This window comes from Pedobacter ginsengisoli, from assembly GCF_030244015.1.
Taxonomy (GTDB): Bacteria; Bacteroidota; Bacteroidia; order Sphingobacteriales; family Sphingobacteriaceae; genus Pedobacter; species Pedobacter ginsengisoli.
In genome coordinates, this window is sequence record NZ_JASSYX010000003.1 from 707,660 (window position 1) to 720,339 (window position 12,680).

At 43.6% G+C, this 12,680-nt stretch carries 12 protein-coding genes; 3 read left to right on the top strand and 9 right to left on the bottom strand.

Annotation, left to right across the window (positions count from 1 at the left end; all coding sequences use genetic code 11):
- The first annotated feature begins 32 nt into the window (after positions 1–32).
- Together QEP08_RS15315 and lnt are read left to right on the top strand one after the other, a co-directional pair.
- Positions 33–656: a PH domain-containing protein gene (locus tag QEP08_RS15315; protein ID WP_285059322.1), complete on the top strand. Its 624-nt coding sequence runs from the start codon at positions 33–35 to the stop codon at positions 654–656.
- 9 nt (positions 657–665) lie between these two features.
- Positions 666–2,306, top strand: a complete 1,641-nt coding sequence (gene lnt, locus QEP08_RS15320; RefSeq protein WP_285059323.1) for an apolipoprotein N-acyltransferase — start codon at positions 666–668, stop codon at positions 2,304–2,306.
- Here lnt and QEP08_RS15325 read toward each other — a convergent pair.
- Positions 2,303–3,943 (bottom strand): NAD+ synthase, encoded by a 1,641-nt coding sequence (locus tag QEP08_RS15325; RefSeq protein ID WP_285059325.1) that lies wholly within the window; start codon positions 3,941–3,943, stop codon positions 2,303–2,305. The two genes, lnt and QEP08_RS15325, sit on opposite strands and share 4 nt — an antisense overlap.
- Before the next feature lie 16 nt (positions 3,944–3,959).
- Positions 3,960–4,640 carry a porin family protein gene (locus QEP08_RS15330; protein ID WP_285059327.1) on the bottom strand — a complete coding sequence of 227 codons (681 nt, stop codon included), beginning with the start codon at positions 4,638–4,640 and terminating at the stop codon, positions 3,960–3,962.
- Positions 4,641–4,694: 54 nt separating this feature from the next.
- Between QEP08_RS15330 and gldB the strand changes: the two genes are divergently transcribed.
- The gene (gene gldB, locus QEP08_RS15335; RefSeq protein ID WP_285059328.1) at positions 4,695–5,750 is read left to right on the top strand and encodes a gliding motility lipoprotein GldB; all 1,056 of its coding nucleotides are present in this window, start codon (positions 4,695–4,697) and stop codon (positions 5,748–5,750) included.
- 6 nt (positions 5,751–5,756) lie between these two features.
- On the opposite strand, the gene QEP08_RS15340 is transcribed toward gldB, so the two are convergent.
- The 7 genes from QEP08_RS15340 to QEP08_RS15370 are packed head-to-tail and all read right to left on the bottom strand — an operon-like array spanning position 5,757 to position 12,668.
- Complete coding sequence (locus QEP08_RS15340) at positions 5,757–6,479, bottom strand: 2-phosphosulfolactate phosphatase (protein WP_285059329.1); 723 nt, start codon at positions 6,477–6,479, stop codon at positions 5,757–5,759.
- Positions 6,480–6,499: 20 nt separating this feature from the next.
- On the bottom strand, positions 6,500–7,579 hold the full coding sequence (gcvT, locus tag QEP08_RS15345) for a glycine cleavage system aminomethyltransferase GcvT (protein WP_285059330.1): 1,080 nt from the start codon (positions 7,577–7,579) through the stop codon (positions 6,500–6,502).
- A gap of 40 nt (positions 7,580–7,619) precedes the next feature.
- Positions 7,620–8,822, bottom strand: coding sequence for a glycosyltransferase family 4 protein (locus QEP08_RS15350; protein WP_285059332.1), 1,203 nt, complete (start codon positions 8,820–8,822; stop codon positions 7,620–7,622).
- Between the two features lie 17 nt (positions 8,823–8,839).
- Positions 8,840–9,451: a ribonuclease HII gene (gene rnhB, locus QEP08_RS15355; protein WP_285059334.1), complete on the bottom strand. Its 612-nt coding sequence runs from the start codon at positions 9,449–9,451 to the stop codon at positions 8,840–8,842.
- A 35-nt stretch (positions 9,452–9,486) separates the two neighbouring features.
- Positions 9,487–10,572, bottom strand: a complete 1,086-nt coding sequence (locus tag QEP08_RS15360; protein WP_285059336.1) for an ABC transporter permease — start codon at positions 10,570–10,572, stop codon at positions 9,487–9,489.
- Positions 10,573–10,576: 4 nt separating this feature from the next.
- Positions 10,577–11,713, bottom strand: coding sequence for a glycosyltransferase family 2 protein (locus QEP08_RS15365; RefSeq protein WP_285059337.1), 1,137 nt, complete (start codon positions 11,711–11,713; stop codon positions 10,577–10,579).
- Positions 11,691–12,668: a lysylphosphatidylglycerol synthase domain-containing protein gene (locus QEP08_RS15370; protein WP_285059338.1), complete on the bottom strand. Its 978-nt coding sequence runs from the start codon at positions 12,666–12,668 to the stop codon at positions 11,691–11,693. Before QEP08_RS15370 ends, QEP08_RS15365 begins: the two co-directional genes overlap by 23 nt.
- Positions 12,669–12,680: the final 12 nt, after the last annotated feature.

A 12,680-nucleotide genomic window follows, 5' to 3' on the forward strand; every position in this document is an offset into this window, starting at 1 on the left:
CAGTTTTTGACAAACAAGATAAAAAAGATAAAATGAATTTGATAGATAGATTTTTAAGTGATGAGCAAGATCCAAAAGCGGTAGAAAAAGTTTTAGGCAAGCTGAATGATATGCTGACAGCCAATGAAGAACTGATTTACCTTGCTGTACAAAAGCGACCGGCCGTAAACCTATTACCGGACTGCATTGCGGTAAGTACAAAACGCATATTTTATTGCACCCCCGGTAATCTCGGCTTTACCATGAACTTCAAAGATATTTCGTGGAAGAGCATTAAGGAAGTTTCTTTCAAAGAGGAAATATTTGGTTCTAAATTTATTTGCGTACCGCTTCACGGAGAGAACATCATTACAGAATACATCCCCAAAGTGCAGGCACGCAAACTCTACCAGGCCGCCTATGAGCAACTGGAAGACTTTAAGGAGCAGCAAAGACTGGAAGACCTTGATGAAAGACGCTCTTCAGCTTCTCCGGTAACGGTAAATGCCCTGTCTGAACCTGTTGAAGAAAAGACTTTTGTTCCTCCTGCGCCGGTGGAAGAACCGGAAGATGAGACTACGCTGAAATTAAGGAAGCTCAAAACATTGTACGATAAACACCTGATCACTCAAGAGGAATACGAGGCGAAGAAGGCTGATATTTTGGACAGCTTATAGCATTGCCTGATGAAGTTTTCTAAAAACACCGCTCTTCTTGCTTTAGTCAGTGCCTTTGTCCTGTGGCTGGCCTGGCCGCCCATTCCTTATACCACGCCATTGCTGCTGATTGGACTTGTCCCGCTACTGATCGCTTTGTCACAGATACAGCAAAGCGCTGCTGCAAAAAAAGGCAGGCGTGTGTTTCTGACTGCGGGATTGACTTTCCTGATCTGGAATACCGCCAGCATCTATTGGGTATACAATGCCATCAGCGCCGTAAATGACCCGGTTACGGCCTTTTTTGTGTCTCTCATCCCTTTCGGGCTTGGGGCCTTGCTGATGACGTTTGCCTTCTGGCTGTATTACAGGTTGAACGCGGTGGTCAATAAATACCTCGCATACCTGGGATTGATCTGTTTTTATGTAGCCATGGAATTCCTGCATCAGACCTGGGACCTGGCTTTTCCCTGGATGACACTGGGCAATGGTTTTTCGGGAATGCATCAGATTGTGCAATGGTATGAATACACGGGGGTATATGGCGGCTCTGTGTGGATATTGACCAGCAATATTCTTGCATTTGAAGCTTATAAAAGTTTCAACCAGAAACTACCCTCGCACATCAGGTTCAGGTATACACTTGTCTGGTTGTTATTCATTATTCTTCCTGCCGGCCTGTCTCTGGGCATATACAACACCTATACCGAAAAGAAAGCACCGGTAAATGTGGTGACTGTTCAGCCAAATATAGATCCTTATGACAAATTCGGCAGTCTTTCATCTGCTCAGCAAATCAATATTTTAACTCATCTTTCGGATTCCGTTGCACAGCCCAATACGGAATATTTTATATGGCCGGAAACAGCAATGTCTGGCCGCCCCAAAAATGAAGACCAGGTAAGAGGCAATATTGACTTTATAACCGCACAGCATTTTTTGGAGAAATATAAAAATGCCAGCTTAATTACCGGTATTGAAAGCATTAAGTTTTACAATGACAAACAGACTTCTTCTGCCAGGCTATATGACAACAACACCTACATAGACTCCTTTAACGCGGCCATGCAGATGGAGAACTCTGCGAACGTCCAGTTCTATCACAAGTCGAAGCTGGTTCCCGGAGTAGAAAAAATGCCTTTCCCTGCCGCACTTTCTGTATTGGGCCCCGTCTTTCAAGGATTTGGAGGTTCTGTGGGTGGTTATGGCTCGCAAAAAGAGCCGGGCGTATTTTATTCTTACAGTGGTATTGGGGTGGCTCCCGTAGTTTGCTATGAATCTTTATGGGGCAGCTGGATTGGGACAGCAGTAAAGAACGGCGCACAATTCATCGCCATCATCACCAATGACGGCTGGTGGGGCAATACCTCAGGCAAGGACCAGCATCTGCTCTATGCAAAACTACGTGCGATTGAAACACGCCGTTATGTGGCCAGGTCGGCCAATACAGGCATATCCTGTTTCATTGATCAAAGAGGAGACATTTTACAACAAAGTAAATGGTGGACGAGAGACGCGCTCAAGGCGGACATCAATCTGAATGATGAGCTTACTTTTTATGTGAAACATGGCGATTTCATCCCGATGACTCTTTCTGTTTTAGGAATTCTGCTTGCGCTGCTCATTCCTTATTACAAGATCAAATCATTCCGTCATGTAAAAAGAGCCTAGGATAAATACTTGCCAACTATAGGCATTCTCCGGCCCATGCCAAATGCTTTTGGCGAAACCCGTAAGATCGGCGGGGTCTGATAACGTTTAAACTCCGCGGTGTTCACCATTTTGATAATGCGTCTTACCAATGCCTCATCGAACCCCTTCGCAATGATAGCCTTTGAGCTTTGTTTTTGTTCAATGTACTGAAATAAGATCTTGTCCAGCTCATCGTACTCCGGAAGGGAATCTGAGTCTTTTTGTCCCGGCCTGAGTTCCGCCGAAGGCGGTTTAACGATGGAATTCAGCGGGATGATCTCCTGGTCTTTATTGATGTAATTGGCCAGTTGGTATACCTGGGTCTTATAGACATCACCAATCACTCCAATGGCACCACACATATCGCCATAGAGCGTTCCATATCCGACAGCACATTCACTTTTATTGGAAGTATTCAGCAAAATGTAGCCAAACTTATTGGACATCGCCATTACAATAATCCCCCTGCACCTGGCCTGGATGTTTTCTTCAGTAAGGTTAAAGGGCTGCCCCTTAAAAGCGGGCGCCATGATGTGGTCAAATGCATCTGCAACTTCTTTTATGGCAATGATCTGGTGCTGACAGCCAAAATTTTCGACCAGGTCTAAAGCGTCTTTTACGGAGTGATCCGATGAATATTTAGATGGCATCAATACAGCCATGACGTTTTCAGGACCCAGCGCCCGGCAGGCCAACGCACATACGACTGCGGAATCTATTCCTCCTGACAAGCCCAGCACTGCTTTAGTAAAGCCGGATTTTGAAAAATAATCCCTGATCCCCAATATCAGCGCATCGTGAATTTGCTCAATATCCGGAACATGAGGACGGGATATAGGCTCATATCCTTTTATGGCACCTCCTGCCACTTCATATATCCTGAGCTCTTCCTTGAAATAAGGCATTTCATCAAGCACATTCCCGGACTTATCAAATACGAGTGATCCCCCGTCAAATATGATCTCAGTCTGCGCACCAACCTGATTGACATACAACAAGGGCAATTGGTATTTCTTCGCATTATCTGCCAGCACAACCACTCTTTCTTCATCGTGCAAGTAGGAAAATGGCGATGCCGCGATGTTGATCATGAGGTCCGGCTGCTGTTTGATCAGCTCATCCATAGGGTTGGAAACATACAATGGATTGTTGTTAATGTTCCATAAGTCCTCACAGATGGTAATTGCGATCCGCTGGCCTTTGAATTCGACACAGTCAAACTGTGTAGCCGGTTCAAAATACCGATATTCATCAAACACATCATAATTTGGCAATAACGCTTTCCTGACTACAGATTTAACCTTACCGTTTTCAATGAAATAAGCGGCATTGTACAGGTCTTTTCCTGCCAGCACGGTGTTTTTTACGGGTAGTCCGACAATACATGCAATATCCATACATTGTTCAGCTATCTTTTGTGCAGCATCCTCACACAAATCAACGAATTCTTCGAATTCAAGAAAATCACGTGATGGATAACCACAGATGGCAAGTTCGGCAAATACCACCAGGTCAGCCCCCTGATCTTTTGCGAGCTGAATATTATTTATGATCTTTTGAGTATTAAATTCAAAATTCCCAATGTGGTAATTGAGCTGAGCTAGTGCAATTTTCATTAGTAAAAACGTTCAGTTAAAAGAAAACACCAAAATTTATGCCGAGGTAATGGTTGCGTACACTGGTATCTTTATCAGTGGTGATGTCGGTAAACCCGTTGTTGAAGGTCAGTCCTGCAGTAATGCTGGTCTGGTCGTTGAGATCAAACTCGCCGCCCGCGCCAAGAAGAAGGCCGGCCCGGTAAAATTTAATGTTGTCTGAGACGTTCAGGTCCCTGTAAGCAGATTCTCCAGATATGTCACCGTCTTGCTTAGCCCCGATGTTGAAACCATTTGAAAGTCCAAACTGACCATACCAGCGGACCCCGCTAATCTTTACTGTCCTTAGCTTGAGTGTAAGCGGCAGTTCAATATACTGCAGTTTATACTTCAGTTCTACAGGAGCCTGTGTCGGATTGGGATCTGGAAACTGAGAAGAAGCCGATGGCATGGTGATCACCTCTGTACTTTTGCCATTGATGGTCGTAATCGTTAGTCCGGTTGAAAAGCTATAATTCTCCGTAAAATTAAAATCGGCAAGCAGGCCATAGGCAAAACCCAGAGCCACACTATTGCTTTTGCCCACCTGAGGCTTTACCCATCCAAAATTCGGATGTGCAGTTAACCCCAGTCTAAAACCATAAGAACGTCCGGCATCCTGACCGAATACACTACCTGTAAAAAACAAAATCAGCAGCCCTATAAATGTCCTTTTCATATAATTTTTCTTAGAGTATGAAGCTTGAAAAAACTTGTTTTATATTTGTTTATAATGATACACAACGTAAAATCCCGTCAAAGCTATCTATTTTTTCTGTTTGTGATCGCTTTTTTTTTGCTGTCCGCTTTACTGGTTTCATGCAGACAAAATACTAAACCAAATGTTAGTGATATGCATATTGAGGTCAAAACTGAAAGATTTGACAAGGATCTCTATACTGGAAAGTCTAAAGACCTTAAACTAACAGATTCATTACTAAAAAAGAAATACGGAAAGTTCTATGAGGATTTTGCGCACAGAATGGTCGGCACCCCTGAATATACCACACTGAAGGTTGTTGAAATGATGTACAAAGACCAGGCGTATTCGGATCTGCAAACGGAAGTGGACAGCGTATTCAAAGACCTTTCACCTTTCGATAAACAGATCAGTCAGACCTTCAAATACATTAAATATTATTACCCGCAGGCTAAAGTTCCCCGCTTCATTTATTTTGTTTCAGGTTTTGCGGTACAAACTCCCGTCGGCGACGATTACCTGGGGATAGGTCTGGATATGTTTCTGGGCAAGGACAGTAAATTTTATAAAGCCATAGTTCAAAGTGTCCCCGCCTATCTGTCAAGACGTTTTGCACCGGAATACCTGGTGCCGCGCGTTGCAGAAACGTATATCCGCGAAGACCTGTTTCCGGAAAGAGATGAAGACCGGACTCTGCTGGCGAAAATGATCCACAACGGAAAGGTCCTTTATTTCATGGACCAGGTGCTGCCAGATGATGTTCCTGATTCTTTAAAGATTGGATACACCACCAAACAACTGGATTGGTGCAAGCATTTTGAAGGTGACATCTGGGGCTATTACCTGCAGAGTGACCTGCTGTTTGAAACCGACTACCAGGCAATACAAGTGCTGTTGAGCGATGGCCCTTTTACACCGGGATTGGGAGAAAGGAATGAATCAGCACCTAAACTCGGTGTATGGACCGGATGGCAGATCGTAAGAAAATACATGAAGGAAAACAAAGAGGTGACACTGGCGCAATTAATGGCAGAAAAAGACGCCCAGAAAATCCTGAACCTTTCCAAATATAAACCTAAATCTAATTAGCGGAATTTAAGGATTCAGTTCTAATGCGACCAAGGCATCTCCTGAAAGCACAGGTATAGCCTTGCAGATGTTCAGTTGTAAACAGAACCTGACATCTTCTTCTATATTCAGCAATGCCAGCCTGTAACTGTGCGAAGATTTGCGGATGTAGGTCCTCAGATCATTTCTGGCAAGCTGATAAAGGTCTTCTGCCGCAACTGAAGAATCATCGAAATGTGTAAAGTCCTTCCTAAGTTCAGCAACAACAGCTCCTGCGAATAAGGTATCCTCGAGGTTAAACTGGTCCTTCCAGCCTGCGCAGAGGAGCAGCACACTCTTATCCTGGACTTTAAGCCAGTCGCACAGCGACTGTAAATTCAGGAAAGAACCGATCACTACCTGATGTGCCGTTTCCCTGGCCATATGGAGCGCCTTGGTGCCATTTGTCGTGGTCAGCACGATAGTTTTACCGCCTACTTTTTCTTTGGTATACGAGAATGGAGAATTGCCAAAATCATAACCCTCGACCACAGATCCGTCGCGTTCTGCCGCCAGCAAAAATCCTTTGCCGGAATAGGCCAGGCAATCTTCTACATGGGCAACAGGGATAATCGCTGTGGCACCATTGTCGATTCCATAAACTATTGATGAAGTCGCTCTTAGCACATCTATAACGACTACAATGCTATTGCTGATGTCATAGAGGTGAAGCAAGGCCGGAGTTAGACAAACTTCTATACGCTTGTTCATGAGCAGTTATTGGAATGCGGTTATTTGTAGAAAGGAAATTTAACAACTCTGGCTTTGATCTTCGTGTTGCGGATATTGATGTACAGCTCCGTTCCTTCTTTATCAAATCCTTTTGCCACATAGCCCATACCTATCGCTTTCTGTAACGAAGGTGACTGGGTACCCGAAGTCACTTTGCCTATGACACTTCCTTCCGCATCCACAATCTCATAATCATGACGGGGAATGCCTCTTTCAACCATCTCAAAACCCACCAGCTTATTTTTTATGCCGGCTTCTTTTTGTGCAAGCAATGCTTCTGAATTGGTAAATTTCTTACTGAACTTGGTGATCCAACCCAGTCCGGCTTCAATGGGCGAGGTCGTATCGTCGATGTCATTACCATACAGGCAAAATCCCATCTCCAGACGTAAAGTATCACGGGCACCTAAACCGATCGGCTTGATGCCTAAGGATGTACCTGCGGAAAATACAGCATCCCATATGGCAACTGCATGCTCATTGTCAAAATAAATTTCAAACCCACCAGCACCGGTATAACCTGTAGCAGAGATCACCACATTATCAATACCGGCAAACTTTCCTTTTACGAAGCTGTAATACTCCATAGAAGCGAGATCAACATCGGTTAGGGCCTGTAATGCTTCCGCGGCTTTGGGGCCTTGTATAGCAAGCAATGAGGTTTTGTCAGAAATGTTATGCATCTCCACTCCATTGGTGTTATATCGCTGAATCCAGTTCCAGTCCTTTTCTATATTGGAAGCATTTACGACCAGCATATAGGTCTTTTCATCTATACGGTATACCAGCAAATCGTCTACTATCCCGCCATCTTCATTTGGAAGACAGGAATACTGCACTTTACCGTCATATAATTTTGATGCGTCGTTGCTGGTCACTCGCTGGATCAGGTCCAGGGCATTCTCTCCTTTCAGGATAAATTCGCCCATGTGGCTTACATCAAATACACCAACACCATTTCTTACTGTTGCATGTTCTGCATTTATGCCTTCATATTGAACAGGCATGTTATAGCCTGCGAACGGCACCATTTTAGCGCCCAGCGAAATGTGTTTTTCTGTTAATGCGGTATTCTTCATATTGTCGATCTGTAAAAACGTGGGCAAAAGTACATAAAATTTATGCACTAAGTAACTTCTGATAGATATTGAGCATCCTTTTGGAAATGGCCGAAATGTCGTGGTCCCTTTCTACCGTTCTCCTGGCATTCTCTCCTATCTCGCGCCACTTATTTGGATTGGTGATGCATTTGAGGATTGCTCTGTAAAACTCATCGGCAGTATCGGCTATCAGAATATCCTTATCGTGCATGCATTTGATGCCCTCGGCAGCCATACTTGTGGCAATGATGCATTTGCTCATGGCCATCCCTTCAATGATCTTGACACGCATCCCGCTTCCTGAAAGCAGCGGCACGATCATAATGGCCTTTGAATTGATAAATTCGACAGCATCAAAGACCTCTCCTTCGACTACCAGATTGTCCGAATCATATTCAAAAAATTCCCGCTGCATATTCTTGCCGGCAATGTAAAAGCGCAGTTCACTGCTCAGTTTCTCAATATCAGGCCATATCTCATCTAAAAACCACTCCAGCCCCTCTTTATTCGGACGCCAGTCCATAGCTCCCAAATGAAACAATGTCGGGAAACTTGTTTTTGAAGCATCACTTACATATTTATCAAAGTCCAGAGCCACAGGAAAGACTTCTATACCGGCCTGGCCGCCAAAACGCACAATGCTCTGCCTGTCCTGTTCGCTGATGGCGAAGATTTGATGAAAGCGGTTGATCTGCTCCGTTTCGTAAACCTTTAGCCTGCGGGCAAGGAACTGAAGATACCTTCTTCTGGGTGTAAAGCTTTCCGTCATCGCAATGCGTTCCCACACATCGAATTCAATATTGTGCGCCCTGTAGATGATTTTAGCTTTGCTGTTCGCCTTCACAATGTCCAGGTAAGGAACGATAAACAGGCCTTCAAACTGAATGATGTCAAACTCGTTCTCTTTAAGCACTTCTTCCAGGAGCTTTGCCGCATCATCGTCATAATAGCGGGACACATTGTAGGACTGATTGGAGAATATATTGAAAAAAGCACCCCAGATGTTTACCTCTGTATCCAGACTAAAAGAGTAAAATTTAATGCTGTCAAACACCGGGTCATAGATGTCATCTACGTCAACCCTGTGCTTGCTGGGATTGATACTGAACAGGGTAATGTCGACACCAAGCCGCAGAAGTCCCTTTATAGTATTGTAGACTACTATAGGATACCCGCTGTTTACGGGAAAGGGAACTCTGCTTGTAATAATTAGTGTTTTCAATACTGTGAAAATACTAATTATGCTTCAGTTTCCGAAAACAGCGTTAATTGGGGGTCGGTAATTGAAAAAGTCCGGCGGTGAAAAGGGGACAGTCCATGCTCCAGTGCCGCGGTTCTGTGTACTATTGTGGGGTATCCTTTATTTTGGTGCCACTGATAGTGAGGGTATTGGCCGGATAGCGATTCCATGAATTCGTCACGGTGGGTTTTTGCCAAAACAGAGGCCGCTGCTATATTAAGGTATTTGCCGTCGCCTTTGATAATGCAGGAATGAGGAATATTCGGATAGGCTTTAAAGCGGTTTCCGTCTATGCTTAAATATTGGGGCTGTATACTTAACTTCTCTATGGCACGGTGCATGGCCAAAAAAGAGGCATTCAATATATTGATCTTGTCAATCTCATGATTGTCAACCTCTGCTACTGCCCAGGCTATCGCCTCTCTTTCAATGATCACCCTCAATGTATTGCGCTGCATATGGGTCAATTTTTTAGAATCAGTCAATTCTCCCGCCGGAAAATCAGGGGGCAATATCACAGCTGCCGCAAATACAGGTCCCGCAAGACAGCCCCGGCCGGCTTCGTCACAGCCGGCTTCCAGAAATTCGGTTTGAAAACAATTTAACAGCATACAGGAACAAAGTTAATCATTATATTAAAGGAAGGCTAAACAGAAATATTTTGTGACTTGACATCAAAAGCATCTCTCAGGCCTATCGCCAATAAATTAAACGCGTATACCGTGAGCATAATTGCCAGTCCGGGCAAGACCGCAAGGTATGCAGCATCCATGACAATATATCCGTAGTGTTCCTTTATCATACCTCCCCAGCTCGGCATAGGTGGCTGAGCGCCAAACCCTAAAAAGCTGAGCCCTGTTTCCAGAAGTATTGCAGATGCAAAATTGGCTGATGCCACAACCAATATAGGCCCGGCTATGTTGGGTAAAATGTGTTTGATAATGGTTCTTGACGTAGAATATCCAAGCGCCTTTGAGGCTTCTACAAACTCCACTTCTTTTAAGGCCATCACTTGCCCGCGTACCAGTCTCGCTACGTCTACCCAGGTCGATAAGCCTACTGCTATAAATATCTGCCAGAAGCCTTTTCCAAGGGCGAAAGAGATGGCAATAACCAACAGAAGAGAAGGAAGCGACCAGATCACGTTCATAAACCAGCTGATCGCAGCATCGGTTTTCCCTCCAAAATATCCGGCCAATGCACCAAGGCTAACCCCGATGAGGAGCGAGATCAATACCGCTATTAATCCGACAGACAGTGAAACACGAATGCCTAAAACCAACCTGCTGTACAAATCCCTGCCATAAATATCTGTGCCCATCCAAAACGTCTGGCTGTACCTGTTGGCGCCGCTTACCAGTGGATAAGCGGTCTCTTCAGCCTGTTCGTCATCACCTATATACTCCCTGGCGTACACTACATCCCCTTCCTTCCTGTAGGAAGTTATGGGAATGCTTTTAAAATTGGCGTTCTGACCATACAGCATTTTTTCTAAAAACCCGGTTTCGCTTGTATTTTCATTCCGGCTGATGACCAGAAATTGAAATGTCCTTCCCGGCTTCTTATTGGTGAGCTGCAAATGCATGGTATTTGCGTAAGGCGTTTGGTCAGGTATCATGAGATAACCCAAAATACCAGCGATCATGAGCAACACTATAAACAACAACCCGCCAAAAGCAAGCTTATTTGCCTTAAACCTTTTCCATATCTTTTGTGAAGGGCTGTTATTCATACCGTTATTTTACCATTCTGTCTTTCCAGTTATATTTTCCAGAGTTACCCGCTATACCAATGTATATGATGTATATGATGTGCAATATATTGAGCACCGGCAACAATATCAAAAGTTTCTTTTTCCGCGCAAAACCTGTTATTCCCTGTAAAAATATAAACTCAATGAACATCTTGGCAAGTAGCTGGACAAGTGCGAGCCTGAGGTAAAAGCCAATAAATAACCCGGCACCTATATTTATAAGAATAGTTAGATTAAAAGCCCAGATACATACGCCCAGAACGATAATCGATTTATTTTTATACCGTGTACTTTTGGAAGCCCAGCGTTTCCTCTGCTGGATGAATTCTTTAAGAGTTGACTTGGCATGTGTAAACACTATCGCATCTTCATTTTTTAAGAACCCTATATTATTTTCAAATCTTGCAGCGATTTTATGCAGCAGTAGTTCATCATCTCCGGATGCGAGATCATCTATCCCTTTAAATCCGCCTACCTCGTAAAATGCCTCTTTTTCATATGCGAGGTTAGCACCATTGCATGTTGAGGGCATTTTATTGCCGATGGTGGAAGCCCCAAGCCCGATCAGGTATAAAAACTCCAGGGACTGCGCTTTTTCAAAAAAATTCTTTTCTTCAAAAAATGTCACGGGAGAAGAAATCATTTTATATTGCTTTTCCTCGTAAAACGAGACGATAGTCTGCAGCCACCTCGGCCCCATTCTGCAATCTGCATCCGTCGTAATGATCAGTTTACCATTGGCCTGTCCGATCGCAGTCTGAATCGCTTTCTTTTTATAGGAATTCAGGGCTTTGTCTTCATTGAGAACAATCAATTTAACACCGAGTTCGCTATACGAGCGGATGATTTCGGCGGTGCCGTCCGTGGAATGGTCATCTATAAAAATGATCTCCGTCAGTCTCTTATCATAATTTTGTGCAAGCAGATCATCCAATGTTTTTGAGATGTTATTTTCTTCATTACGTGCAGCAACTATTATCGACACAGCCGTCCGGCCCTCTTTTAAACCAGGTATAAAATTACTTAATCTATACCAGCCTCTTACAAACGCAAGCACGACTACCACGTATAAGATTGTTAAAAAACAGGCTATAAAGCTAACTACGCTGAAGACTTCCAAAAAAATTGAGTTTAGAAACGAAATAAGCGCCTAATATAGCAGGAATTATAATATTTATCAGCCAGATACTGGCTGTACAGGCGATGACTGCCACATCCTGAGTGGTCACCGAACTAAAAAAATAAGAAGCCGTCACACTTCTTACACCTATATCAAAAAGATCAAGAGAGGGCAGGGTCGACTGGACGAAGAACAATATACTCACCATCATCAGGATGTCCAGATAGTGGATCTCAGGAATTAACCAATGGAACAATATAAAATATTGTGTGCTGAAAACCGCATATCTGGCCAGGCAGAACAATAAGATATTTAGAAGTTCTCTCTTTTTATACCTTGCAAGAATGCTATAGAATTTCTTATACCTGCGCGTAAAACGTACCGAAAGCAAAATCCCGTTTAACCACCTGATGTTAAAATAAAAAACAATGAAGAACAGGCAAAACATTAAAGATAAAACAACCAGAGCGTAAAACAATCTGTAGTCGATACCAACAAAACGGTAAATGAATATACTCAGTGCAACTGCGCCAAAGACATTTGTCAGTACCATTTGTCCGATGTTCCCGACCGCCATAGCCACCACCCCGATAATTCTTCTCTTTGGTGACAGGAAGAAGACCCTGCCCCCGTACTCCCCGATCCGGTTAGGGGTAAATACAGCCCAGGTAAGGCCGCAAAACACAGATTCTATAGCCCGCCACAAGGTAATTTTTTCAACCTGGGAAATCAGTCTCTGCCATTTAGCAGCCTCCAGTCCCCAGTTTAAAAACATCAGCAGAAAAACAACCGATAGAACAACTATAATTTCTGATTTTGGTATCCGTTCTATAAGTTTTCCAAATTCCCTTAGGTTCTCATTAGCAACTAGTTTGTGATAGATAAACCAAAAAGCAAATACAACAATTGCGGTTTTGAGAACGAATGAAACTGTTTTTTTATAATCTGATATCAATTTTTATAGGTT

Bases quoted from the DNA above. Each gene is read 5' to 3' on its own strand.
- QEP08_RS15315 (WP_285059322.1), top strand. From the start codon at position 33: ATGAATTTGATAGATAGATTTTTAAGTGATGAGCAAGATCCAAAAGCG.
- lnt (WP_285059323.1), top strand. From the start codon at position 666: ATGAAGTTTTCTAAAAACACCGCTCTTCTTGCTTTAGTCAGTGCCTTT.
- QEP08_RS15325 (WP_285059325.1), bottom strand. From the start codon at position 3,943: ATGAAAATTGCACTAGCTCAGCTCAATTACCACATTGGGAATTTTGAA.
- QEP08_RS15330 (WP_285059327.1), bottom strand. From the start codon at position 4,640: ATGAAAAGGACATTTATAGGGCTGCTGATTTTGTTTTTTACAGGTAGT.
- gldB (WP_285059328.1), top strand. From the start codon at position 4,695: ATGATACACAACGTAAAATCCCGTCAAAGCTATCTATTTTTTCTGTTT.
- QEP08_RS15340 (WP_285059329.1), bottom strand. From the start codon at position 6,479: ATGAACAAGCGTATAGAAGTTTGTCTAACTCCGGCCTTGCTTCACCTC.
- gcvT (WP_285059330.1), bottom strand. From the start codon at position 7,579: ATGAAGAATACCGCATTAACAGAAAAACACATTTCGCTGGGCGCTAAA.
- rnhB (WP_285059334.1), bottom strand. From the start codon at position 9,451: ATGCTGTTAAATTGTTTTCAAACCGAATTTCTGGAAGCCGGCTGTGAC.
- QEP08_RS15360 (WP_285059336.1), bottom strand. From the start codon at position 10,572: ATGAATAACAGCCCTTCACAAAAGATATGGAAAAGGTTTAAGGCAAAT.